Origin of the sequence: Antarctobacter jejuensis (assembly GCF_052266595.1) — a bacterium.
Taxonomy (GTDB): domain Bacteria; phylum Pseudomonadota; class Alphaproteobacteria; order Rhodobacterales; family Rhodobacteraceae; genus Antarctobacter; species Antarctobacter jejuensis.
The window spans coordinates 228,325-251,423 of the sequence record NZ_JBQQXJ010000001.1; the positions used below are offsets into that span (position 1 = coordinate 228,325).

Below are 23,099 nucleotides of genomic sequence, written 5' to 3' on the forward strand. Positions count from 1 at the left end.
CATGGGCACCCAGTACCCCGCATTGACCGATGCCCTGACAGGATTCATTGCAGCCCAGCACATCTTCTTTGTTGCCACGGCAGCAGAGGACGGGCGCGTGAACCTGTCGCCAAAGGGCATGGACAGCCTGCGGGTGATGGGCCCCAACCGCATCGTCTGGCGCAACCTGACCGGCAGCGGGAATGAGACGGCGGGCCATCTGGCCCGCGTCAACCGCATGACGCTGATGTGGTGCGGGTTCGAGAAACAGCCGATGATCCTGCGCGCCTATGGCTCTGCCCGGACACTGCATCCGCGCGATGCGGAATTTGCGGAGTTGAATGCGGACTTCCCGCCTTCTGTCGGCGCGCGGCAGATCTATGACGTGACGCTGGACCTTGTGCAGTCCTCCTGCGGCTATGCCGTGCCCTTCTACGATTACGCGGGCGAGCGCGAGGTGCTGAAGGACTGGGCCGACCGCAAGGGGGAAGACGGCGTGCGGGACTATTGGGCAACCAGAAATCTGACCACCATCGACGGCATGCCCACCGGGATCACCGCGGAGCCGGAAACATGACCGTCGAAGAGGCGCTGGCCGCGCTGCGCGCCCATGGCGATGCCGAACGGGCGGCAGGGTCAGCCGCCTACCACAAGGCGCCGCGCGTCTATCTGGGCGTGCCGAACCCGGTGCTGAACGACATGTCCCGCGACTGGCGCAAGGAACTGGACCTGCCGGGGCGCATCGCCCTGGCCGATGCGCTTTGGCAGAGCGACATCCACGAGGCCCGCGTTCTGGCCGCCAAGCTGCTGACACAGGCGCGCATCCGCCCGGACGACGAAGCGGTCTGGCGGCTGATCAGTTCCTGGGTGCCGACATTTGACGCATGGGCCGTGGCGGATCACGCCTGCGCCGCAGGTCAGCGCCGGGTCATGGCCGATCTGTCGCGGCTGGACGAGGTCGAAGGCTGGACAACGCGGGACCACATGTGGTCGCGGCGCGCGGCGCTTGTGATTACCCTGCCGCTGACCAAGCTGAACTTTCCCAAACCGCAGGAAACCGAGGCCCGGGAACGGGTGCTGGACTGGGCGGCGGGCTATGTCCCGGACCGCGACTGGTTCATCCAGAAGGCCATTGCCTGGTGGATCCGCGAGCTTTCGAAACACGCGCCCGATGCCTCGCGCGCCTTTCTGGACGCGCATGGCGCAGGGATGAAGGGTTTTGCCCGCAAAGAGGCGGGCAAGTACCTTTAGCCGCCTGCGAAAACCTGCACCTTGGGCAAACCGGTCAATGGCGCATCGATCAGGCGCATGGCGGCCAGCGACAGGCGGCTGCCGCCGTCCTTTGGCCCGTCGATCGGGATCAGGTCCACCTGCACGGTCTTGCCGGTAGCGAGGTAGAGCACCCTGCCCGTTTGCGCGGTGCTGACCAGCGGCGTTTCCAACCAGAAGCCCGGCTTGGCCGGATCGCCAAGGCTGGCCACTGTTTCCCCCAGCGCCTTTTCACCACCGGTCTGCACCGGTGCTGCGGCTTTCTTGCGTTCCTCTGCCGTGGTGGTGTCGAATTGCTCTGCCGTCCGGGCATTGGCCGCCGGTTTGGGCGCGCTGGCCCCTTCGGGCCGGGCCTGCGGACGTACCGTACCGGCGGGCGGCGTGGCGTCCTGTGCCGGGCGTTGCTTGAACAGCGGCGTCTGGCCGCACGCGGACAGCGCCAGCGTGGCGCATATCATTCCTGTCGTCACGAGGCGCACTGCGCGTCTCCCTCTCGCTCTTGTGACCCATACCTTGGTCACTCTTGCCCAAATCCGGACCGGGGACTAGTGTCACCCCCATGACACAGCCGCTCATCGATCCGTTCCTTCGCCCGATCTCCTACCTGCGGGTATCCGTCACCGACCGCTGCGATTTCCGCTGCGTGTACTGCATGTCGGAAAACATGACCTTTCTGCCCAAGAAGGAGCTTCTGACGCTCGAAGAACTGGATCGCATGTGTTCGACCTTTGTGCGACTGGGTGTCGAGAAACTGCGCATCACCGGCGGTGAGCCGCTGGTCCGGCGCGATATCATGACGTTTTTCCGCCGCATGACCCGACATCTGGATGCGGGCGCGCTGAAGGAACTGACGCTGACCACGAACGGATCGCAGCTAGAGCGGTTCTCGGCGGATCTGTACGACGCCGGTGTGCGGCGGGTGAATGTCTCTCTCGATACGCTGGACGAGAAGAAATTTGCTGACATCACGCGCTGGGGCCGTCTGCCGCAGGTGATGCGGGGGCTGGATGCGGCGCAAAAGGCCGGTCTGCGGGTCAAGATCAACGCCGTGGCGCTGAAGGGCTTCAACGAGGACGAGTTGATCGCCATGACCGAATGGTGCGCGAGCCGTGACATGGACTTGACGTGGATCGAGGTCATGCCGATGGGCGACATCGGCAACGAGGACCGGCTGGACCAGTACTGGAAACTGTCGGACCTGCGCACGCGACTGGCAGAGCATTACACGCTGACCGACCTGCCCGAACGCACCGGCGGCCCGGCGCGGTACGTGCGGCTGGAGGAAACCGGCCAGAAGATCGGCTTCATCACACCGCTCACGCATAACTTCTGCGAAAGCTGCAACCGGGTGCGGCTGACGTGCACTGGTGAATTGTTCATGTGCCTTGGGCAGGAAGACAATGCCGATCTGCGCGCGGCGCTGCGGAATCACCCCGAAGAGGACGGGCCGCTGGAAGATGCCATCCGGGCGGCGATTGCCCTGAAACCAAAGGGCCATGATTTCGACTATTCCCGCCAGACCGTCGATGGACGCGTGTCCCGTCACATGAGCCACACGGGCGGCTGATCTGACCGCCGCCGACCGGGGTCGCGACACCGGTTGTCGACGGGGACGAGGTTGGCAGGCCCCGCGCCACGCGGACGGCAAGATAGGCGAAGGCCTGCGCTTCGAGCATGTCCCCATCGAGTCCGACCTCTTCGACCGGTTGCACCGGGCAGTCCAGACCCACCGCCAGCATCCGCATCATCACCGGGTTCTTGCGGCCGCCCCCGGTGACCAGCACCCGGTCCGGCGGGCTTGGGCAATGTTCCATCCCCTGCATAACCGCGGCGGCGGCCATGGCGGTCATGGTGGCGGCGGCATCCGCGTCCGACAGTTCCCGCACGAGGTCCATCATCAGGGAGAAATCGTCGCGATCCAAGGACTTGGGCGGCATCTTGCGGAAATAGGTTTCTTCGAGGAAAAGCTCCAGCGCGCCGTCCTCAACCCGGCCCTTGCGGGCGATGGCGCCGTCCCGGTCACAGTCGAGCCCGAGGCGCTCTGCCACGAGATCGTTGAGCGGCGCATTGGCCGGGCCGGTGTCGAAGGCCAGCAGCGCACCGTCGGCCTCCGGTTTGTCCTTGCGCGGGTCGACCCATGTGAGGTTGCCGACACCGCCCAGATTGAGGAAGCACAGCGGCTTTTTGGCCCCGATCCAGCGGGCGCAGGCCCAGTGGTAGAAGGGGGCGAGCGGAGCGCCCTCTCCCCCCAGGGCCACGTCGGCCGAGCGGAAATCCCAGACCACGGGCCGCCCCAAAGCCTGCGCCAGTGCCGTGCCGTCGCCCAGTTGGTGTGTGCCTCGACCCTTCGGTTCATGCGCGAGGGTCTGGCCGTGAAAGCCCACGATCTGCGCGCCCGGGAAATCGGCGAGCAGTTCGGCGTGGGCGTCCTGCACCACGTCCAGCGCCGCCGCCAGATCGTCCCCGGGCCAGCGGCCCAGGGCGGCGCGCAGCACCGCGCGCTCTTCTTTTGTGTATTCGCGGTACCCGCAGGTGCCGAAGTCGAGAATACGTTCGCCATCCGTGTGCAGCATCGCCGCGTCCACGCCATCCAGCGAGGTGCCCGACATGGCCCCCAGTGCCCAGAGGGCCTGCCCCTTCAACATCCGCTTTCCCTCAGCGCTGCCCGTGCTATTACCTGCGGCGCGCAGTATACAGAGGCTCCGACATGACCTACCATCCCAAATCGGATTTCATGGCCGTCATGATGCAACGCGGCTACCTTGCCGATTGCACCGATTACCAGGCGCTGGACGACGCGCTGTCAAACGGGGTGGTGACCGCCTATATCGGCTATGACGCCACGGCGCAGTCGCTGCACGTGGGTCACCTGCTGAACATCATGATGCTGCGCTGGCTGCAGAAGACCGGGCACAAGCCGATCACCCTGATGGGCGGCGGCACGACCAAGGTGGGCGATCCGTCCTTCCGGTCGGATGAGCGTCCGCTGTTGGGACCGGAGCAGATCGACGCCAACATCGAGGGCATGAAGCAGGTCTTTGCCAAGTACCTGTCCTATGGCGATGCGCCGACCGACGCGCTGATGCTGAACAATGCCGAGTGGCTGGACGAGTTGAACTATCTCGATTTCCTGCGGGACATTGGGCGGCATTTTTCGGTCAACCGGATGCTGTCGTTTGAATCAGTGAAATCGCGGCTGGACCGTGAGCAATCGCTATCCTTCCTCGAATTCAACTACATGATCCTGCAGGCCTATGACTTTCTGGAGTTGTTCCGCCGCTACGGCTGTACGCTGCAGATGGGCGGGTCCGACCAGTGGGGCAATATCGTCAACGGCATCGACCTGACGCGCCGGGTGCTGGACAGCGAGATCTATGGCCTGACCTCGCCGCTCTTGACCACCTCGGACGGGCGCAAGATGGGCAAGAGCCAGGGCGGCGCGATCTGGCTGAACGCCGACATGCTGTCGCCATACGAGTTCTGGCAGTTCTGGCGCAACACGACGGATGCGGACGTGGGCCGGTTCATGAAGCTGTATACGGAACTGCCGGTCGAGGAATGTGAGCGCTATGGCGCGCTGGCGGGAGCCGAGATCAACGAGGCCAAGATCGTGCTGGCCAATGCCGTGACGGCCCTGTGCCACGGGGCAGAGGCTGCGGCAGCGGCAGAAGCGACGGCGCGCGAGGTGTTCGAGAAGGGCGGCGTGGGCGATGACCTGCCAACGCTGGCGCTGAGCGCGGATGAGATCGGCGACGGCATTTCCGTGGTGCAATTGATCGTGCGGGCCGGGCTGGCGAAATCCGGCAAGGAGGCCAAGCGCCTCATCGCGGAGAACGGTGCCCGGATCGACGACGCGCCGCTGACCGACGCGGGGCTGATGCTGGACGCGGGTGCCTTTGCCGCGCCGGTCAAGCTGTCCGCAGGCAAGAAGCGACACGCGCTTGTCACCCTGACCGGTGCCAAGGGGTAATCATTGGCTAACTGACGGTCCCTTTCCATCAGGACGTGAACGCCAGCAAGATCACAACCCGCCGCGCACCACAAACGCGCGGCGCGGCTGGCGGTCAGCCGCAAGAAGGGCAACGACCGTTATCATTGGTCGCCGTTGGCCCCCAAGATAGCGGCCTGTCTGCTGGCCGATCCGATAGCGGTGTCGAAGTTCGTCGTGCGAAAACCCACCGACGCATACTCACCGGGATGAATGCGGTCTGGGACATGATTAAGCGAAAGGGCGGGACCTGAGTTAGAACAGGACCGCGCCGATCGCGAGCAGCCAGAACGGCAGCGACAGGACCACCGAAACCAACAGGGCCGCTGCGGCGGTGGGCCTTGGCCGGGCGGCCGTGGCGACGCGGGTTCGGGGCGCGGAGCGCGGGACAAGCTGTGTCATGCGCACAGTTAACCTCATGACAACTTTCCATCCCGTTAACATGGCCCATGAGCGACTCCCTGAGCCTGCCCCTGCCGCAGTCCGAAGAATTTGCCGCCGCCTGTCAGGCGCTTGGCCGACCGTTGCGCCGGTGCAAAAGGGAATCTGGGCGGCGGGTGCGGCTGTGGTGGCAGATCCAGTCGCGCCACTTCGGGCCCTTGGGGCGAATCGATCTGGTCTCTCGGGGTCCCGTGGCGGCAGAGGCCGATGACCTGCAGGACTGGACGGCACGATGGCAGAGCTGGCACGATGGGCGGCCCCTGTTGCTGAACGCCGAAGGGGTGACCGCAGAGACGTTGCGCGCCGCCGGTTTCTGGCCCCTGATGACGCCCGCCTCTGTCGCACTGCTGCCGCTGGGCGACGAGGCCGACATGCGCGCCGCGATGCACCAGAAATGGCGAAACCGGCTGAACCGCGCCGAACGTAACGGGTTGGACGTGGTGGTCCGGCCCTTGCAGCCGGATCACTGGATGCTGCGGGCAGAGGCCGAACAGGCCCGGCAACGCCGGTATCGTGGGCTGCCGCCCGATTTTTCGCTGGCTTTTGCCGCGGCCAACCCCGGTCAGGCCCTTGTGTACGAGGCGCGCCAGAACAACGCGCCGGTCGCCGCCGGGCTGATGCTGCGTCATGGCCGTATGGCCACATGGCAGATCGGCGTCAGCACAGAGGCCGGCCGGGACGCATCGGCCATGAACCTGATCCTTTGGCGCGCGATGCAGGATCTGGCCGCGCGCGGGCATGATTGCCTCGACCTCGGGATCCTCAATTCACAGGATGCCGCCGGACTTGCCCATTTCAAACAGGGCACCGGTGCCCTGTCGCACCAACTGGGCGGCACATGGCTGCACCTTGGCGCGCTGGCCCCGTTTGCCCGAAATCTGCCGCGCTGCCTGCAGCGGTAACGCTACGGAAGGTCGCAACCTGGGGTGTCAGGGCCTCCCCCCTGCGGCAAAGGATCGTTAGCGCTATCAGCTGCGTTTACATTCGCCGCGCGCCTGTTATGAAAGTGCCGTACGGACAGCCTGGAGGAACAGGACCCATGAGCACCATCATCGACATTCACGCCCGCGAAATCCTTGATAGCCGCGGAAACCCGACCGTCGAGGTCGACGTCACACTCGAAGACGGCTCGATGGGCCGCGCCGCCGTGCCTTCGGGCGCCTCGACCGGCGTGCACGAAGCCGTGGAAAAGCGCGACGGCGACAAGGCCCGCTACATGGGCAAGGGCGTGCTGGACGCGGTGGCTAACGTGAATGGCGAACTGGCCGAAGCGATCCTTGGCTTTGACGCCACCGAACAGGTCGCCATCGACCTTGCCATGTGCGAACTCGACGGGACCGAGAACAAGGGCCGTCTGGGCGCCAATGCCATCCTCGGCGTGTCGCTGGCCGTGGCCAAGGCGGCAGCGGACTTCACAGGCCAGCCGCTGTTCCGTTACATCGGCGGCACCTCGGCCCGCACCCTGCCCGTGCCGATGATGAACATCATCAACGGCGGCGAACACGCCGACAACCCGATCGACATCCAGGAATTCATGATCATGCCGGTCGCGGCGGAAAACATCCGCGACGCCGTCCGCATGGGATCCGAGGTGTTCCACACCCTGAAGAAAGAGCTGTCGGCGGCAGGCATGTCCACCGGCCTTGGCGACGAGGGCGGCTTTGCCCCCGAACTCAAGGGCACCCGCGACGCGCTGGATTTCATCCTGAAGTCGATCGAAAAGGCGGGCTACAAGCCCGGCGAGGACATGTACCTGGCGCTCGACGCCGCCTCGACCGAGTATTTCAAGGACGGCAAGTACGAGATGAAGGGCGAAGGCCTCTCGCTGACCTCCGCCGAAAACGTCGACTACCTTGCCAAGCTCTGCGCCGAATATCCGATCATCTCGATCGAGGACGGCTGCGCCGAGGATGACTGGGACGGCTGGAAGATGTTAACCGACGCGCTGGGGGACAAGGTCCAGCTGGTCGGCGACGATCTCTTTGTCACCAACCCCAAGCGTCTGGCCATGGGCATCGAACGCGGCAGCGCGAACTCGATGCTGGTCAAGGTCAACCAGATCGGCACCCTGACCGAAACGCTGCAGGCGGTGGACATGGCGCATCGCGCGCGCATGACCAACGTGATGTCGCACCGTTCGGGTGAAACCGAGGACAGCACCATCGCCGATCTGGCGGTCGCAACCAACTGCGGCCAGATCAAGACCGGCTCTCTGGCGCGCTCTGACCGGTTGGCGAAGTACAACCAGCTGATCCGCATCGAAGAGATGCTGGAAGACACCGCAACCTACGCGGGTCGCAGCATCCTGCGCTAACAACCCCTTGATGTAAAACGGCTTTACGGCCCGCCTCCTGCCGGAGGCGGGCCTATTCTTTGGGTCAGAACAGTGCATCGGCAGGTGACGCGCGGGTTGGTTTACGTTAACCGTATCGATCAATGAAACATTTGATAAACCAACAGGCCAGGGCATCGGCAAACGGCTTATCGACACGACGGTAACCGGGGATGGCACGGCTCTTCGAAGACCAACGACTGGACGGATTGCGCCGGGCCGAATACGGCTCGCGGCGCAAAACCCTTGTCGGGTACGGCCTGGTCGCGACCGGGGCGGTCCTTCTTGCCACGATTCTGGATTGGCCTCTGGTTCTGGTCTGGTCGCTGTCCTATTTCCTGGCCGAGGTCTGCACCGCCGCCCTGATCTACGGCTATTTCCCGGGCAGCCCGGTTCTGCGCTACCGCGCCGCATTGGTCAGCTACACGGTGGCCGGGCTGGCGTTCATGAGCCTGCCGCTCTACCTGATCGCCTCGCCGGGTGCGCCAGCCATGGCATTCGCGGCCAGCTGCGGACTGGCGGGCATGCTGCTTTTCACGCTGCAGCGGACCTATTACGTCATCGAACTGGTGATCGCCGACTGCCTGCGGGTCACGGTCCTCACCCTCGGCCTTGCCGTGCCAATGCTGGTCCAACTGGACCAGTTGGCCGATCGGTTGCTTGTGCTGTTCAGCGCCGTGGGCGTTGCCGGATTCTACATAGGCTCCTTGATATCGAGCTGGCAAAACCAGCGCGATCTGCGTGACGCACAAAAGAGTTACGCCATCTCGCAAAAGGCACGTGCGCTTGGACAGTTCGCCGGGGGCGTGGCGCATGACTTCAACAATCAGCTGACGGCGATTCTCGGGAATCTCGACCTGCACGATGCACTGGACGACGAGGCGGAGCGCCAGGCCGCGCTGCAGGATTGCCGGTCCGCGGCGGAACGGGCCGCCATTACGGTCCAGCAGCTTCTGGCCTCCACCGGGCGCACCCGCCTGTCCTCGCAACCGCTGGAAATGGAAGGTTTCCTCTTTGCACTGGCCGATCTGCTCGGGGATCTGCTCGAGCCGGAGATGGACATCGAGGTGCAGCCGCCCGCAGAGTATCTTGTGGCCCATGCGGATCGGGACATGCTGGAAACCTGCGCCATTCAGCTGTGCCTCAACGCGCAGGATGCGACCCGTGGCGCGGGCCGCGTGCACATCCGCGCCGAACGGCGCAGGACTGCGCCGCCGCTCACCCCGCCGCCCGACGCGCCGCCGCCCTATGTGGTGCTGATCATCGAGGATAACGGCCCCGGCGTTCCGTCCGAGGCGCTGCCGCTGCTTGCGGAGCCCTTCTACACCACCAAGGGCCCGGCCGAAGGAACCGGCTTGGGGCTGGCCGCCGTGGCCGGGTTCGCCCGCCAATCCGGGGGCGGTCTGATGCTGGAAAAATCGCCGCGTGGCGGGCTCATGGCGCAGATCTACCTGCGCGAATTCACGCCGGATGACAGATCACACCAACCGCAAAAAGACCTGAGCGCGGCTCAGCTTTCGGGTTCCTGATAGACGCCCTGCTCTTTCAGCGCATCCACCACTTCCTTGGGCATGTAGGTCTCGTCGTGCTTGGCAAGGATTTCGGTCGCCTCGAAAACACCGCCCACATAGCGGCCCGTGCCCACCATGCCCTGATTTTCTTCGAACAGGTCCGGCAGCACGCCGGTATAGACCACCGGCACCACCGCACCACCATCGGTCACTGAAAAGCGCACCTGCTCTCCGTCACCGCGCACCAGCGATCCTTCCTCGACCAGCCCGCCGATCCGGAACACCTCGTTCGGCGCCGGGGGCTCTGCCATCACCTGGCTGGGAGAGCGGAAGAAATTGATCCCGTCCTTCATCGCATAGCCGATCAGCACGGTCGACACGGTCAGCGCGACCGCCGCCAGGGCGATGATCTGGATCCGCCTTTGCTTCTTGAGGGATTTCAGAGCCATATGGCACCTCGTTTGCCGCAGTTGGGGAAAATATAGAGACTGCGCCGCCGCTTGGGGAGGGGCCTGCGCAATTTGCCGCGCCTGCCTCCCCCGGTCTTAGGTTTTTGGAATACCTCGGGAGGAGTTTGAGGAGGGCCGCGCCCTCCTCAGGGCCTGCGTGGCCTGAACGCAAACCAACCTGTGCGCGCACCGCGCGCGCCGCCGGATTACGGGAAGCAGGGTGCCAGCATCAAGCCGGCGGTTTCCTCTTCGCCCAGCATCAGGTTGGCGTTCTGCAGGGCCTGGCCAGAGCTGCCCTTGGTCAGGTTGTCCAGTGTGGCCACAACGATGGCCCGCCCGGGACGCCGGTCGCCGGTCATGCCGATATGACAGAAGTTCGAGCCGCGCACGTGATGCGTTGACGGGGTTTCGCCAAAGGGCAGAACCTCGACAAAGGGCTCATCGGCATAGGCCGCCTGCAGCGCGGCGTAGATCGCCTGCGGGTCGCCTTTCAGATAAGAGGTCGCCAGAATGCCCCGGTTGAACGGTCCAAGGTGCGGTGTGAACTGGACCTGCACCTCGCGCCCCGCCAGAAGGCTGAATTCCTGATCGAATTCGCCAAGGTGCCGGTGCGTGCCGCCAACGGCATAGGCGTTGGTGCCCTCGCTCAGTTCGGCATGCAGCAGGTTTTCCTTCAGCGACCGCCCTGCCCCGCTGACCCCGCATTGCAGGTCGAGGATGATCTCGTCGAGGTCGATGACGCCCGCCGTGATCAGCGGGCGCAGGATGTATTGTCCCGTCGCCGCATTGCAGCCGGTCCCGGCCACCACCCGCGCGCCTTTGATCTCTTCACGGTAGAATTCTGTCAGGCCATAGACGGCCTCTTTTTGGACCTCCAGCGCGGCATGGGTGTTGCCGTACCACGTCTTGTAGGCCTCGGGATCGCGCAGCCGGAAATCGGCGGACAGATCGACGATCTTCAGGTGCTTGGGCAGTTTCGCGATCACCTCTTGCGAGGTTTTGTGCGGCAGAGCGCAGAAACACAGGTCGATGCCGGAAAAGTCGATCTCTTCCCAGGTCACCAGATCCGGCAGGTCAAGGTGGCGCAGATGCGGAAAGACCTGCGCCATGCTTTGTCCCGCCTTGGAATTGGCGGCGAGCGCCTTGATTTCAAAGGAGGGATGCGTGGCGATCAGCCGGATGAGTTCGGCCCCGGTATAACCGGAGGCGCCGATGATGGCGATGGAATGGGTCATGAGGTCACCTGAGATGGTCGTGCACGCGATATCAGCGCGTCGCGGAAAAGAGGATGGCAGACAGGACCGCCCGTCACGGGACGGCGGAGGGATTTCATCGTCGCAGGCGCGGGGCGGTGAAAACGTGCATGTCTGTCTCCTATTGCAACGCGCTATAGCCGCCCGCCGCCCCGCAATCAACGGATTATTCCCCGCAGTTGCGCTTGAACGCCGCGCCCTGCCCGGCCATCATGCCCTCATGGCGACGATTGCAGACGACAAACCGGTTCCCCTGTGGCGGCTCTTCTGGCGGATGGGCGGCTGGATCACCTTGATTTTTCTGGTGGTCCTGCTGGTCCTGACCATTATCAGCCAGAGCACCCTCAGCCTTGCCAACCGGTTCGATGCAGAAGGCCGCGAGACCGCCGCCGATCTGGTGGACAAGCGGCGCGAGGTGACGACGGACAGCGACGGCGATGAGGAAATCACCTATTACTTCGACCTGCGGTTCGAAACGTTGGAGGGCGATCTTGTCGTGGTCAGCCGTTCTGTCGGCAGTTCCGAATACCACAAGCGCGAGATCGGCGACCGCATCCCGATCTGGTACTTGCAGAGCCAGCCCGGGACGACCGAACTGACGCGCGGCGAAAACCGCAGCACTTCGACCGTGACCCGCTGGATCGCGCTGATTTTCGGGATCGGCGCCCTGATCGCCATTTGGATTCCCGGCCGCAAGGCCGTCGCTGCCGTGCGGGCGCGGCGCTATGGCGCGCGCGAAGCGGCCGAGATTCTCGGCACCAAATGCACGAATATCAAGGTGAACAACCGGTATCGCTATCGCCTGACGTGGAAAGAACAAAGCGGGCGCGTGGGGGAAAGCCTCGCCTACAAGGAAGAGCAGCTCGAAGGCTTTCGCCCCGGCGAAACGATCACCGTCTATCAGGGCATCCAGCGCGCGTGGTGGTCCGGTGATGTGGGCGAACGCCCCGACAGCAGGGGCTGATCCGCGTGACATGGCTGCAATCGCTGTTCGATGGGGACACCAAGACCGTCGCCGGTGCGCTGGTCCTGCTGGCGATCACCTCGCTGGTGGGGGTGATGGGCTGGCTGGGCAAGCAGTTCATGCAAACCATCGGCGACTGGCGGCTGCGCCGTCGCGACCGTGAGGACCGGCAGGACCACCTGGAAGAGGTGTTGGTCGATATCCTGATCCACGCGGATTTCGATGACCGCAGCGTTGCGGGCATCATCGATCCCCGGAGGATCACGGCCCTGAAGGACCAGATCGACTCCGGTCCCTCCGACTACCGCCCCTTTGTCCCGCCAGAGGCCCCCGACCCGACCTTTGCCGATTATCGCGGCGTGCGGCGGCGACTGGATATCGAATTGATGGTGGCCTGCGACCGGTTCTTTGACAATTCGCAGCTGTTCCACGGCTATTACGCCCATCTGGCCAGCGATGCCTTTGCCGCGCTCAGTTCAGAGCGCAAGAAGCAGGCGCTGGATACGCTGGTGTCGCTTGGGGAAAAGGTGCAGGCCGACTATCAGCGTCTGTCACGGGCCATGAAGGCCGCGCCAGAGGCGCAGGCCATTCATCACACGGTCATGGAAGCATTGCCGGCACGTCAGGACAACTGGCCCGACACGTAAGGCGGCGCCGGGTCAGACGATGGGCGGAAGCGGTCCGTTGATTGACATGGTCTGATCTCCTTCTGGTGGCTCATATATAGGCACAAAAGGCGAAAACATCAATCGGGGCGATGGATGCCACCCCGGGTCAGGCGGCCTCGAACGTGATCTTTCGGCGCAGGAATTGCGTGGCATTCTGCGAAACCTTGACCGGGTTGCCGGTGGTCAGAAAACCGCTTTCCGTTCCCTTGCCCAGCATGTCCGGATGCCGCCCAAGGTAATCGGCCAGCGATTCTGCCACCAGATCGGCCTGCGAATAGACCCGCACCTCTGGTCCCAGCGCATCCTGAAACACCTCCTGCATCAGGGGGTAGTGGGTGCAGCCAAGGATCGCGGCCTCCGGATCCGGCATCTTGCGCTTCAGCGCGTCGACGTGGCTGCGCACGAGGGCCTCGGCCAGGATCATGTCGCCTTCTTCGATGGCATCCACCAGACCGCCGCAGGCCTGCGCCTCGACGTCCACGCCGATGGCGCGAAAGGCCAGTTCGCGCTGAAAGGCGCGGCTGCGCACGGTGGCGGGTGTGGCGAACAGGGCGACATGTTTCACCGCGACCTCACGCGGGGGGCTGTTGTCACCCCACTGCCGTTCGGTCAGCGCCTCGATCAGCGGCACAAAAACCCCCAGCACCCGCTTGTCACGCGGGATCCAGCTTTCCTGCATCCGCCGCAAAGCCGCCGCAGAGGCGGTGTTGCAGGCCAGGATCACCAGATCACAGCCCGCCTCCCACAGCCGTTCAACGGCGGCAGTCGTCAGGTTGTAGACATCATCCGCATCCCGCACCCCGTAAGGCGCGTGCTTGTTGTCGCCGAAATAGACAAACGGCACATCGGGCAGACGCTTGGACACTGCGTCCAGCACCGTCAGCCCGCCAAGACCGCTGTCAAAAACCCCTACTGCCATGTTGCCCGCGCCCCGCTCTGGCCTTGGCGCGCGTCTTTCAATGGCGCGCCTTCGGCTTTTCCTTATGTCTCTCTTCGAACTCGAACCCGTAGTCATAAGACGTCAGGGGAGTCGGAGACAGGTCATACGTCGCTTTGCGCAGGAAATCCATCATCGCCCGCGCGTCCTTGGCCCGTGCGTCGATTTCCGCACGGTCGATGGGCGTGCCAATGCCAATACGCACCGGCGTGTCCACCCGCTTGCGGAATTCCTTGATCAACAGTCCCATGCGCAGGGTCACGTGCAGGTGGCTGGCCAGTTGGAACAGCCGGGAAGTATGGCCGTCAAAGTAGATCGGCACCACGGTCGCGTTGGATTTCGCAATCAGCCGCGCGGTAAAGGTGCGCCAGCCCGGGTCCATCGGCTTGCCGAAAGGTTTTTCCGCGGTGGCCACCGTGCCGCCGGGAAAGATGCCGATACAGCCGCCACTCCCGAGGTAATCCAGCGCCTCCCTGCGGGTGGCGATGTTCTGCTGCATCGCCTCTTTTGTCTCGTCAAAGTTCACCGGCAGGATGATCTTGTTCAGTTCTTCGGCCTTGCGGAAGACGCTGTTGGCCAGAATCCGGAAATCACCGCGCACGACGGACAGGATGTGCCCCATGATCAACCCGTCGAGGATGCCATAGGGGTGATTGGCGATGACGATCAGCGGCCCGTCCTTGGGCAGATTGTCGAGGCTGCCCCCGATCACATCGAGCCCAAGGCCATAGCGTTCCACCATGACTTCCCAAAAGTCGCGGCCTTGCGCGACTTCGGTTTCATACCCTTCGGCACGGCGGATCAGGCCCAGCCGTCCGGTGGCGTTCTCCATCAGCCGAATCATGGCGCGGCCGCCGCGCGTGCTGGCCGAATAACTGTACGAAATGTCACGGGCGACGTGACGCCGGTTGGGCATCTGCTGCGCATCCTCCTTGCATGTCGGCCCCATTCTAGGGCCGACGCGCCGTTTGCACCAGATTCTGTGACGCCTTCATGAAAGTTTCATGAAACACCTTGGCAGGATCACTCTGCGGCGGCTTTCAGCGGCGCACCGCCCTGCCGCAACACGGTCAGCAGTTCCTCGCGCCGCTTGGCGGCCTTGGCCTCATTCGCCAGCTTGACCGGGCCGAAACCGCGGATCTGCAGCGGCAGTTCCGCAAGGGCCACCAGCGCATCCATGGTTTCCGGCTTGGCCTTTGGCAGCCATTCGGCCATGTCGGCCTCATATTGCGCGATCAGCGCGCGTTCCATGCGGCGTTCCTCCGTCCGGCCGAACAGATCCAGCGGCGTGCCGCGCAGTCCTTTCAGACGCGCCAGCAGGCGGAACCAGCGCAGCATGCCCTCGCCGAAGGTTTTCTTGACCGGGCGACCGTCGCTGCCTTCTTTCGACAGGATCGGCGGGGCAAGGTGGAAACGCATCTCGAAATCGCCGTCAAAGGTGTCCCTGGCCTTTTCGCGGGTGTCCAGCAGCAGGCGCGCGACCTCATATTCGTCCTTGTAGGCCAAGAGCTTGTGATAGCCCTTTGCCACGGCTTCTTTCAGGCGGGTGTCCTCGATCCCGTCGACCAGTTTGCGATAGCGTTTGGACAGAGCCTTGCCCTGATACTGCACAAGGTGATCGGCGCGAAAGGCGATCTTGTCCTCTAGGCTCTTGGGCAGATCGACCACCTTGTCCTCCGTCAGGCGCGCCGCCTCTTGCGGATGCAGAACGGCCCAGCGGCCGATTTCAAAGGCGCGCAGGTTGCGCTCCACCGCCGCTCCGTTCAGGTCGACGGCCTGCGCGATGGCCTCATGCGACAGAGGGATCAGCCCCTGCTGCCAGGCCGCGCCAAGGATCATCATGTTGGAAAAGATCGAGTCGCCCAACGTCACCCGCGCCAGAACGGAAGCGTCGAAAAACGCCACGCGATCCTGAAGCCGCGCTTCAAGTGCAAGCCGCAACTGGTCTGTCGGCAAGGAAAATTCGGTGTTTCGGGTAAAGTCTCCGGTGATGATCTCATGGCTGTTCACCACCGCGCCCGTCTGCCCCGTGCGGGTCAGGCCCAGCGTCTTGGCCCCGGCGGACACCACCAGATCGCCGCCGATCAGCGCATGCGCCTCTCCGGTGGCGACGCGAACCGCAGAGATGTCCGAAGGCTGCTCGGCCAGACGCAGGTGGATGTGTACCGCGCCGCCCTTCTGCGCGAGGCCGGCCATTTCCATCATCGCGGCCCCCTTGCCGTCGATCTGCGCGGCCTGTGCCAGCACCGCGCCGATGGTCACGACACCGGTGCCGCCGACGCCGGTGATGACGACGTTATGCGTGCCGGTGATCTGCGGCAGGCTCGGTGCGGGCAGGTCCGGCAGGTCCAGCGAGGTGGTCGGCGCCTTTTTCACCTGCGCACCTTTCAAGGTGACAAACGACGGGCAAAACCCTTTCAGACAAGAGAAATCCTTGTTGCAGGCGCTCTGGTCGATGGCCCGTTTGCGGCCCAGTTCGGTTTCCTCGGGCACGATGGCCACGCAGTTGGATTGTACGCCGCAATCGCCGCAGCCTTCGCAGACATCGGTGTTGATGAACACGCGCTGATCAGGATCGGGGAACTTGCCCCGCTTGCGGCGGCGGCGTTTCTCGGCGGCGCAGGTCTGCACGTAGATGATGGCCGAAACGCCCTCGACCTTGGCCATTCTTTTCTGAACGCTGTCCAGTTCGGCGCGCTCAAAGGTCTGCACGCCAGCGGGGAACGCGGCCAGGTTCACGTCCTCCTTTTCGTCGTAGACCACGGCCAGCGCCTCGACCCCCATCGCCTTGACCTCGGCGGCGATGCGCTGCGGGGTCAGTCCGCCCTCGTTGGGCTGCCCACCGGTCATGGCGACCGCGTCGTTGAAGAGGATCTTGTAGGTGATGTTGGTGCCCGCGGCGAGCGCGGCGCGGATCGCCTGAACACCGGAATGGTTGTAGGTGCCGTCGCCAAGGTTCTGGAACACATGGGGACGCTTGGAAAACGGCGCCTCACCGATCCAGTTCGCGCCTTCGGCCCCCATATGGGTAAAGCCGGTGGTTTCACGGTCCATCCACTGGACCATGTAGTGACAGCCGATCCCGGCATAGGCGCGGCTGCCCTCGGGCACCTTGGTCGAGGAGTTGTGCGGGCATCCGGCGCAGAAATACGGCAGGCGGGCTGCGATTTCCGGCAGGTTGTCGGCGCGGGCGGCCTCTTCGATCTTGGCCAGTCCGGCCTTGACCGCATCGGTGCCGCGCCCTTCCTCGATCAGGATCTCACCCAGCTTTTGCGCAATCCACGTGGGATCCAGCGCGCCGCGGGTGGGGAACAGTTCCTCGCGGTGCAGGCCACCTGCCCCGCCCTTGTACCAGCCATAGACGCGGTAACGGTTGTCGTCGAACAGCGCCTCCTTGACCTGGATCTCGATCAGCTTGCGCTTTTCCTCGACGATCACGATCAGGTCCAGCCCGTCTGCCCAGTCGTGGAACCCCTGCATGTCCAGCGGAAAGACCTGCCCGACCTTGTAGGTGGTGATGCCCAGACGCTCTGCTTCGTCCTCGGTCACACCCAGCAAGGACAGCGCGTGTTGCAGGTCCAGCCAGTTCTTGCCCGCCGCGACAAAGCCGATCTTGGCCCCCGGTTTGCCCCAGACCCGCTTGTCCATGCCATTGGCGCGGCTGAACGCCTCGGCGGCAAAGCGTTTGTAGTCGATCATGCGCGTTTCCTGCGCGTGCGGCGTGTCGCCAAGGCGGATGTTCAGCCCGCCTTCGGGCATGTCGAATTCCGGCAGCACCAATTGCATCCGGTCGACGCGGCCGTCCACAACGGCCGTCGCCTCGATCGTGTCCTTCATGGTCTTCAGGCCCACCCAGAGCCCGGAAAACCGCGACAGCGCATAGCCGTAGATGCCGTAGTCCAGAACCTCTTGCACGCCCGCAGGTGACACCACCGGCATATAGGCATCCACCAACGCCCATTCCGATTGGTGCAGTACGGTCGAGGATTCGCCGGTATGGTCGTCGCCCATGGCCATCAGCACGCCGCCATGTTTCGACGTGCCCGCCATGTTGGCATGGCGCATGGCGTCACCAGAGCGGTCCACGCCCGGCCCCTTGCCGTACCATAGGCCGAAGACCCCGTCGAACTTGCCTTCGCCGCGCAGTTCGGCCTGTTGTGCGCCCCAGAGCGCCGTCGCAGCCAGATCTTCGTTCAGCCCTTCCTGAAAGGTGATGTCAGAGGCTCGCAGCAGTTTCTCGGCCCGGCGCATCTGCTGATCGACCGCGCCCAGCGGCGAGCCGCGATAGCCGGTGACATATCCCGCAGTGTTCAGCCCCGCGGCAGTGTCGCGCGCCTTTTGCGTCAGCATCAGTCGGACAAGAGCCTGCGTGCCGTTCAGCAAGACACTCGGCTTGTTCAGGTCGAAACGGTCGTTCAGGGATATCTGATGCTTGCTCATGGCGCGCCTCCCAACGCTGATAGTCTCATGCCTGCGCATTTATAAGCGAATATAGGTCACAATTGCTGACCTGAACAGGGGAATTTTCACACAATTGAGGTGTCAATCGCATAGGTCCCCTTACCCAGTATAATATTGTTGTATAGGGAACTGACGAGAAACAGGCGTGGTTCTATGGACTGGGACAAACTCAGAATATTTCACGCGGTTGCCGATGCGGGCAGCCTGACGCACGCCGGCGATGCCCTGCATCTGTCGCAATCCGCCGTGTCACGGCAGATTCGCGCGCTCGAAGAATCGCTGAACACCACCCTGTTCCATCGCCACGCGCGCGGCCTGATCCTGACCGAGCAGGGAGAGCTGCTGTTCGACGCGACCAGTTCCATGATCAAGCGGATCGATGCGGCCACCGCCCGGATCCGCGATTCAGAGGAAGAGGTCTTTGGCGAACTGCGTGTGACCACCACAAATGGCTTTGGCGCACTGTGGCTCGCCCCGCGTCTGGCCAAGTTGTATGAGAAATACCCCGACCTCAACATCGACCTGATGCTGGAAGAACGGGTGCTGGACCTGCCCATGCGGGAGGCGGACGTCGCCATCCGCATGAAAGAACCCAGCCAGGCGGACCTGATCCGCAAGCGCCTGATGAGCATCCGGATGCGTCTGTACGCGTCGCCGGAATACCTTGCCGCGCGCGGAGAACCTACCATCCCCGAAGACCTGAGCGATCACCGTTTGATCTGTCAGAACACCAACGCGGCACAGGTCAGTGCGGGCAAATCACTGGTTCAGCAGCTTCTGGCCTACGACGTTCCGGCCACACTGACCGTAAACAACTATTTCGGTGTGTTGCAGGCGGTGATCTCGAACCTCGGCATCGGCGTCCTGCCTGATTACATCATTGAGGACTTTCCGAACGTGGTCCGCGTGCTACCAGAGATCGAGTCCGTCGAGGTGCCGGTCTTCCTTGCCTACCCCGAAGAACTGAGACAATCCAAGCGTGTAGCGGCCTTTCGAGATTTCGTTCAAGAGGAAATCATCGCCCACCGGCGTCAGCGCCGGGCCATGGGCGCAGACTGAAACCTTCCAAAAATTGGGCATTCGGGGCTGTGGTATGCGCATCACGCATATCGGAAATGCTGCACGTGCGGCGTAAAAGTGCTTGATCGACTCCGTAGTGATAACTTATTCAGCAATAGAACGATGAAACGTGCAACACCGGTTCATCTTCAACCTCCCTGTTGGACTACGGCCGAGCTTCGTGCTCGGCCTTTTTTTTGCCCAGGGGATCCGGCGGCTCGCTTCACCCTAGATGTAGACCCACTCGTGAAAGTTGACTCAGCATCTGCCTCCTGCTGGCAGGCGCGCGTCGTTTCCAGATCGGGGCGTCCCGCGGCCTTTCGATAGGATCGGCTGCGAAGACTGTCGAGAGGAATTTCCCGATGGGGGAAACGCCGAGGTCCACCCGCACGGGTTTTCAATCAGTGGGTGATTCCCCTTCTCGGCGTTCGCGGAATGGGGCGAGAATGCGGCCGGCCTGACGCTGCAACACTCTGCTGATTTTGCACATGCAGCATTCCACATCTGCGGCGGAGCTACCGCAAGACTCCCGTCACGCCAACACGCCCCCTTTTCCTGCCCCGGACCATGGCGTAAAGACCGCACGACACGCCAGACGGGGGACAGAATGCAGGAACCGGCCATCACCGAGGAACTGATCGAGGCACACGGCATCAAGCCCGATGAATACGCCGAGATCCTGCGTATCCTGAACCGCGAGCCAAGCTTCACGGAACTGGGCATCTTCTCGGCCATGTGGAACGAACACTGTTCCTACAAGTCGTCGAAGATCCACCTCAAGAAACTGCCGACCACCGGCCCGCAGGTGATCTGTGGTCCCGGCGAAAACGCGGGTGTGGTTGATATCGGTGACGGTCAGGCCGTGGTCTTCAAGATGGAAAGCCACAACCACCCCTCATACATCGAGCCCTATCAGGGTGCAGCAACGGGCGTCGGTGGCATCCTGCGCGACGTCTTTACCATGGGCGCCCGCCCCATCGCAGCGATGAACGCGCTCAGCTTTGGTGAAAAGGACCACCCCAAGACCCGCCAGTTGGTACACGGCGTGGTCGAGGGCGTCGGCGGTTACGGCAATGCCTTTGGCGTGCCCACGGTCGGCGGCGAGGTGCGCTTTCACCCCGCCTACAACGGCAACTGCCTTGTGAACGCCTTTGCCGCCGGTCTGGCGGACGCGGACAAGATTTTCTATTCGGCAGCCAGCGGCGTCGGCCGCCCGGTCGTCTACCTTGGCGCCAAGACCGGCCGGGACGGTGTCGGCGGCGCGACAATGGCCAGCGCCGAGTTCGACGAAAGCATCGAGGAAAAGCGTCCCACCGTTCAGGTCGGTGACCCCTTCACCGAAAAACGCCTGATGGAGGCGACGCTGGAGCTGATGCAGACCGGCGCGGTGATCTCCATTCAGGACATGGGCGCGGCGGGTCTGACCTGTTCGGCGGTGGAAATGGGCGACAAGGGGCAGCTGGGCATCCGGCTCGACCTTGAAAAAGTGCCCCAGCGCGAAACCAACATGACCGCCTACGAGATGATGCTGTCGGAATCGCAGGAACGCATGTTGATGGTGTTGGACCCGTCGAAAGAGGCCGAGGCCAAGGCCGTCTTCGACAAGTGGGACCTCGATTTCGCCATCGTGGGCGAAACCATCCCCGAGGACCGCTTCCTCATCATGCTGAACGGAGAATGCAAGGCGGACATGCCGTTGTCGCGTCTCGCCTCTTCCGCTCCGGAATATGATCGCCCGTGGGAGCCGACCGCCCCCGCCGCCCCGCTGGAAGATGTGCCGCAGATCGATCCCATCGACGCGCTGCGCGCCCTTGTGGCCAGCCCCAACTACTGCTCGCGCGCCTGGATCTATGAGCAATACGACAGCCAGGTCATGGCCGACACTGTACGTATTCCGGGCTTTGGCGCGGGCGTGATCCGCGTGCATGGCACCGACAAGAAACTGGCCTTCACCAGCGATGTGACACCCCGCTACGTGCGCGCCAACCCGGTCGAGGGCGGCAAGCAGGCGGTGGCAGAGGCCTATCGCAACCTGATCGCCGTGGGTGCGCTGCCGCTAGCCACCACGGACAACCTCAACTTTGGCAACCCCGAAAAGCCCGAGATCATGGGCCAGTTCGTGGGCGCGCTGGAGGGGATCGGTCAAGCCTGTCTCGCGCTGGACATGCCGATCGTGTCGGGCAACGTCTCGCTCTACAACGAAACCGACGGTCAGGGCATCCTGCCGACGCCGACCATCGGCGCGGTGGGCCTGATCGCGGCGGACGAGGAGCCGATCCTGGGCTTTGCCCGCGACGGCCACGTGCTGCTGTTGCTGGGCGAAACCGAGGGCCATCTGGGCCAATCCGCCCTACTCTACGAGGTGTTCAACCGCGAAGACGGCGACGCGCCCAAGGTGAACCTTGCCGCCGAGAAAACCGCCGGTGAGTTCATCCGCGCCAACCGCGACTGGATCAACTGCTGCACGGACCTGTCCGACGGCGGCCTTGCGCTGGCCGCCTTCGAGATGGCCGCCGCCTCTGGCGTGGGGGTGCAGATCGACAGCGACGACACTGCAACGCTGTTCGGTGAGGATCAGGGCCGCTACCTGATCGCCTGCAACTTCGATTCAGCCGAGGCACTGATGATCGCCGCCGGAAAGGCGGGCGTGCCGCTGACCTCTGTCGGCCGCTTTACCGGCGACACTGTCAGCTTCGGTGGATCCGAAGCCCCGCTGGAGGATCTCAAGACCCTGTCCGAAGAGGCGCTGGCCGGGCATTTCGCCTGATCGCCGCCCGGGGCTTTGCTTCGGAGCCGCCGTCGTCTGAGACCCAAGGGACCGGGACGGGACGCGGAGACAAGCGGAATTGCCGAGGGGCCCCGGTTTACCGGGGAGACGGTCCATTCCGCTTGGCGCCGTGGCGCGGCCCTGTCACACAGGGATCAGAGGGGGGCGGCTTCGGGGCTTTGCTTTGGTGAGCCAGAGTTGCCCTTACCCTGGCTTGCCCCCTTTCCCAAACCCGCCGCGGGCCCCATATTCCCTTCATGCTCAAGCTGACGCCCATCCTGCTCGCCGTGGCCTATGGCCTCATCATGTACCGCTTCTCCGCGTGGCGGACGGCGAAGGAATTGGACGCGCGGTCGACCGAGCTGGCCGATGCGCGGCTGAAGGTACTGACGGACCGCATGGCCAGCGCGCTGGACCTGCCGCGCATCCGGGTGAACATCTATGAGATCGACCCGATCAACGGGCTGGCGGCGCCGGACGGGCGGATCTTCATCACGCGGGGGTTCTATCAGAAATACCGCGCGGGTGAGGTCAGCGCCGAGGAACTGGCCAGCGTGATCGCGCATGAGCTGGGTCATGTGGCGCTGGGGCACACGCGGCGGCGGATGATTGATTTCTCCGGGCAGAACGCCCTGCGGACGGCGCTGGCGCTGGTGCTGGGCCGGTTCCTGCCGGGCATCGGGGTCTATATTGCCAACACCGTGGCCTCCTTGCTGGCGGCAAGGCTGTCGCGGACGGATGAGTATGAGGCCGATGCCTATGCAGCCGCCCTGCTGGTCAAGGCGGGCATCGGGGTCGGCCCGCAGAAGACCCTGTTCGGCAAGCTGGAGGAGCTGACGCAGGCGCGGCACGGGACGGTTCCGGCGTGGTTGATGTCGCACCCGAAAACGGGCGAGCGGATCAAGGCTCTGGAGGCCCTGGAGGCGCGCTGGGACAAGGCGTGAGCCGGGGGCTGTCCACGCGTGGACAGCTTAGGGGGAATGCCAGATCAAGGGGTTACGAGGCCGTTTTAACCCGGCGT

General features: G+C 63.8%; 19 protein-coding genes and 1 pseudogene. 12 read left to right on the plus strand and 8 right to left on the minus strand.

Going from position 1 to position 23,099, the window contains the following annotated elements; genetic code table 11:
* Position 1: 1 nt before the first annotated feature.
* Together ACTXGA_RS01145 and ACTXGA_RS01150 are read left to right on the plus strand one after the other, a co-directional pair.
* A complete protein-coding gene (locus ACTXGA_RS01145) occupies positions 2 to 556 on the plus strand; it encodes a pyridoxamine 5'-phosphate oxidase family protein (protein ID WP_443391255.1) in 555 nt (184 codons plus the stop codon).
* The gene (locus tag ACTXGA_RS01150; RefSeq protein WP_443391256.1) at positions 553 to 1,230 is read left to right on the plus strand and encodes a DNA alkylation repair protein; all 678 of its coding nucleotides are present in this window, start codon (positions 553 to 555) and stop codon (positions 1,228 to 1,230) included. The genes ACTXGA_RS01145 and ACTXGA_RS01150 overlap by 4 nt, the downstream gene beginning before the upstream one ends.
* Here the strand turns inward: ACTXGA_RS01150 and ACTXGA_RS01155 are convergent.
* Positions 1,227 to 1,727, minus strand: coding sequence for a hypothetical protein (locus tag ACTXGA_RS01155; RefSeq protein WP_443391257.1), 501 nt, complete (start codon positions 1,725 to 1,727; stop codon positions 1,227 to 1,229). The genes ACTXGA_RS01150 and ACTXGA_RS01155 overlap by 4 nt on opposite strands.
* 80 nt (positions 1,728 to 1,807) lie before the next feature.
* On the opposite strand from ACTXGA_RS01155, the gene moaA reads away from it, so the two are divergent.
* Entirely contained in the window at positions 1,808 to 2,815 is a 1,008-nt protein-coding gene (gene moaA / locus ACTXGA_RS01160) for a GTP 3',8-cyclase MoaA (RefSeq protein WP_443391258.1), read from the plus strand.
* On the opposite strand, the pseudogene ACTXGA_RS01165 reads toward moaA, so the two are convergent.
* Positions 2,805 to 3,893: pseudogene (locus ACTXGA_RS01165) on the minus strand (anhydro-N-acetylmuramic acid kinase); the annotation flags it as partial. The gene moaA and the pseudogene ACTXGA_RS01165 sit on opposite strands and share 11 nt — an antisense overlap.
* 62 nt (positions 3,894 to 3,955) lie before the next feature.
* Between ACTXGA_RS01165 and tyrS the strand changes: the two are divergent.
* Complete coding sequence (gene tyrS, locus ACTXGA_RS01170; RefSeq protein WP_443391259.1) at positions 3,956 to 5,218, plus strand: tyrosine--tRNA ligase; 1,263 nt, start codon at positions 3,956 to 3,958, stop codon at positions 5,216 to 5,218.
* Between the two features lie 273 nt (positions 5,219 to 5,491).
* Here tyrS and ACTXGA_RS01175 read toward each other — a convergent pair whose 3' ends face one another.
* Positions 5,492 to 5,638, minus strand: coding sequence for a hypothetical protein (locus ACTXGA_RS01175; protein ID WP_443391260.1), 147 nt, complete (start codon positions 5,636 to 5,638; stop codon positions 5,492 to 5,494).
* 47 nt (positions 5,639 to 5,685) lie between these two features.
* Here ACTXGA_RS01175 and ACTXGA_RS01180 point away from each other — a divergent pair, with 47 nt between their 5' ends.
* The 3 genes from ACTXGA_RS01180 to ACTXGA_RS01190 all read left to right on the plus strand — a co-directional run bounded on the left by ACTXGA_RS01180 (position 5,686) and on the right by ACTXGA_RS01190 (position 9,538).
* The gene (locus ACTXGA_RS01180) at positions 5,686 to 6,579 is read left to right on the plus strand and encodes a GNAT family N-acetyltransferase (RefSeq protein WP_443391261.1); all 894 of its coding nucleotides are present in this window, start codon (positions 5,686 to 5,688) and stop codon (positions 6,577 to 6,579) included.
* 137 nt (positions 6,580 to 6,716) lie between these two features.
* Complete coding sequence (eno, locus tag ACTXGA_RS01185; RefSeq protein ID WP_443391262.1) at positions 6,717 to 7,991, plus strand: phosphopyruvate hydratase; 1,275 nt, start codon at positions 6,717 to 6,719, stop codon at positions 7,989 to 7,991.
* Between the two features lie 191 nt (positions 7,992 to 8,182).
* Positions 8,183 to 9,538, plus strand: a complete 1,356-nt coding sequence (locus tag ACTXGA_RS01190) for an ATP-binding protein (RefSeq protein ID WP_443391263.1) — start codon at positions 8,183 to 8,185, stop codon at positions 9,536 to 9,538.
* On the opposite strand, the gene ccmE is transcribed toward ACTXGA_RS01190, so the two are convergent.
* Together ccmE and argC are read right to left on the minus strand one after the other, a co-directional pair.
* A complete protein-coding gene (gene ccmE, locus ACTXGA_RS01195; protein ID WP_443391264.1) occupies positions 9,520 to 9,969 on the minus strand; it encodes a cytochrome c maturation protein CcmE in 450 nt (149 codons plus the stop codon). The genes ACTXGA_RS01190 and ccmE overlap by 19 nt on opposite strands.
* A gap of 206 nt (positions 9,970 to 10,175) precedes the next feature.
* Positions 10,176 to 11,204, minus strand: a complete 1,029-nt coding sequence (gene argC, locus ACTXGA_RS01200) for an N-acetyl-gamma-glutamyl-phosphate reductase (RefSeq protein ID WP_443391265.1) — start codon at positions 11,202 to 11,204, stop codon at positions 10,176 to 10,178.
* A 238-nt stretch (positions 11,205 to 11,442) separates the two neighbouring features.
* On the opposite strand from argC, the gene ACTXGA_RS01205 reads away from it, so the two are divergent.
* A complete protein-coding gene (locus ACTXGA_RS01205; protein WP_443391267.1) occupies positions 11,443 to 12,186 on the plus strand; it encodes a hypothetical protein in 744 nt (247 codons plus the stop codon).
* 5 nt (positions 12,187 to 12,191) lie between these two features.
* Positions 12,192 to 12,833, plus strand: a complete 642-nt coding sequence (locus ACTXGA_RS01210) for a hypothetical protein (protein WP_443391268.1) — start codon at positions 12,192 to 12,194, stop codon at positions 12,831 to 12,833.
* A gap of 127 nt (positions 12,834 to 12,960) precedes the next feature.
* On the opposite strand, the gene murI is transcribed toward ACTXGA_RS01210, so the two are convergent.
* From murI to ACTXGA_RS01225, 3 genes are all read right to left on the minus strand, one after another.
* Positions 12,961 to 13,773: a glutamate racemase gene (murI, locus tag ACTXGA_RS01215; protein WP_443391269.1), complete on the minus strand. Its 813-nt coding sequence runs from the start codon at positions 13,771 to 13,773 to the stop codon at positions 12,961 to 12,963.
* A 37-nt stretch (positions 13,774 to 13,810) separates the two neighbouring features.
* Positions 13,811 to 14,707, minus strand: a complete 897-nt coding sequence (locus tag ACTXGA_RS01220) for a lysophospholipid acyltransferase family protein (protein ID WP_443391270.1) — start codon at positions 14,705 to 14,707, stop codon at positions 13,811 to 13,813.
* 107 nt (positions 14,708 to 14,814) lie between these two features.
* Positions 14,815 to 18,231 (minus strand): indolepyruvate ferredoxin oxidoreductase family protein, encoded by a 3,417-nt coding sequence (locus ACTXGA_RS01225; RefSeq protein WP_443391271.1) that lies wholly within the window; start codon positions 18,229 to 18,231, stop codon positions 14,815 to 14,817.
* Positions 18,232 to 18,405: 174 nt separating this feature from the next.
* Here ACTXGA_RS01225 and ACTXGA_RS01230 point away from each other — a divergent pair, with 174 nt between their 5' ends.
* From ACTXGA_RS01230 to ACTXGA_RS01240, 3 genes are all read left to right on the plus strand, one after another.
* Complete coding sequence (locus ACTXGA_RS01230) at positions 18,406 to 19,311, plus strand: LysR family transcriptional regulator (protein WP_443391272.1); 906 nt, start codon at positions 18,406 to 18,408, stop codon at positions 19,309 to 19,311.
* Positions 19,312 to 19,918: 607 nt separating this feature from the next.
* Positions 19,919 to 22,078, plus strand: a complete 2,160-nt coding sequence (purL, locus tag ACTXGA_RS01235; RefSeq protein WP_443391273.1) for a phosphoribosylformylglycinamidine synthase subunit PurL — start codon at positions 19,919 to 19,921, stop codon at positions 22,076 to 22,078.
* Positions 22,079 to 22,335: 257 nt separating this feature from the next.
* Positions 22,336 to 23,022, plus strand: coding sequence for a M48 family metalloprotease (locus ACTXGA_RS01240; protein WP_443391274.1), 687 nt, complete (start codon positions 22,336 to 22,338; stop codon positions 23,020 to 23,022).
* Positions 23,023 to 23,099: the final 77 nt, after the last annotated feature.

What these genes read in the sequence shown, in the direction of transcription:
- ACTXGA_RS01145 (WP_443391255.1), top strand. Translation starts at nt 2, where the DNA reads ATGGGCACCCAGTACCCCGCATTGACCGATGCCCTGACAGGATTCATT.
- ACTXGA_RS01150 (WP_443391256.1), top strand. Translation starts at nt 553, where the DNA reads ATGACCGTCGAAGAGGCGCTGGCCGCGCTGCGCGCCCATGGCGATGCC.
- moaA (WP_443391258.1), top strand. Translation starts at nt 1,808, where the DNA reads ATGACACAGCCGCTCATCGATCCGTTCCTTCGCCCGATCTCCTACCTG.
- tyrS (WP_443391259.1), top strand. Translation starts at nt 3,956, where the DNA reads ATGACCTACCATCCCAAATCGGATTTCATGGCCGTCATGATGCAACGC.
- ACTXGA_RS01175 (WP_443391260.1), bottom strand. Translation starts at nt 5,638, where the DNA reads ATGACACAGCTTGTCCCGCGCTCCGCGCCCCGAACCCGCGTCGCCACG.
- ACTXGA_RS01180 (WP_443391261.1), top strand. Translation starts at nt 5,686, where the DNA reads ATGAGCGACTCCCTGAGCCTGCCCCTGCCGCAGTCCGAAGAATTTGCC.
- eno (WP_443391262.1), top strand. Translation starts at nt 6,717, where the DNA reads ATGAGCACCATCATCGACATTCACGCCCGCGAAATCCTTGATAGCCGC.
- ACTXGA_RS01190 (WP_443391263.1), top strand. Translation starts at nt 8,183, where the DNA reads ATGGCACGGCTCTTCGAAGACCAACGACTGGACGGATTGCGCCGGGCC.
- ccmE (WP_443391264.1), bottom strand. Translation starts at nt 9,969, where the DNA reads ATGGCTCTGAAATCCCTCAAGAAGCAAAGGCGGATCCAGATCATCGCC.
- argC (WP_443391265.1), bottom strand. Translation starts at nt 11,204, where the DNA reads ATGACCCATTCCATCGCCATCATCGGCGCCTCCGGTTATACCGGGGCC.
- ACTXGA_RS01205 (WP_443391267.1), top strand. Translation starts at nt 11,443, where the DNA reads ATGGCGACGATTGCAGACGACAAACCGGTTCCCCTGTGGCGGCTCTTC.
- murI (WP_443391269.1), bottom strand. Translation starts at nt 13,773, where the DNA reads ATGGCAGTAGGGGTTTTTGACAGCGGTCTTGGCGGGCTGACGGTGCTG.
- ACTXGA_RS01220 (WP_443391270.1), bottom strand. Translation starts at nt 14,707, where the DNA reads ATGCCCAACCGGCGTCACGTCGCCCGTGACATTTCGTACAGTTATTCG.
- ACTXGA_RS01225 (WP_443391271.1), bottom strand. Translation starts at nt 18,231, where the DNA reads ATGAGCAAGCATCAGATATCCCTGAACGACCGTTTCGACCTGAACAAG.
- ACTXGA_RS01230 (WP_443391272.1), top strand. Translation starts at nt 18,406, where the DNA reads ATGGACTGGGACAAACTCAGAATATTTCACGCGGTTGCCGATGCGGGC.
- purL (WP_443391273.1), top strand. Translation starts at nt 19,919, where the DNA reads ATGCAGGAACCGGCCATCACCGAGGAACTGATCGAGGCACACGGCATC.
- ACTXGA_RS01240 (WP_443391274.1), top strand. Translation starts at nt 22,336, where the DNA reads ATGCTCAAGCTGACGCCCATCCTGCTCGCCGTGGCCTATGGCCTCATC.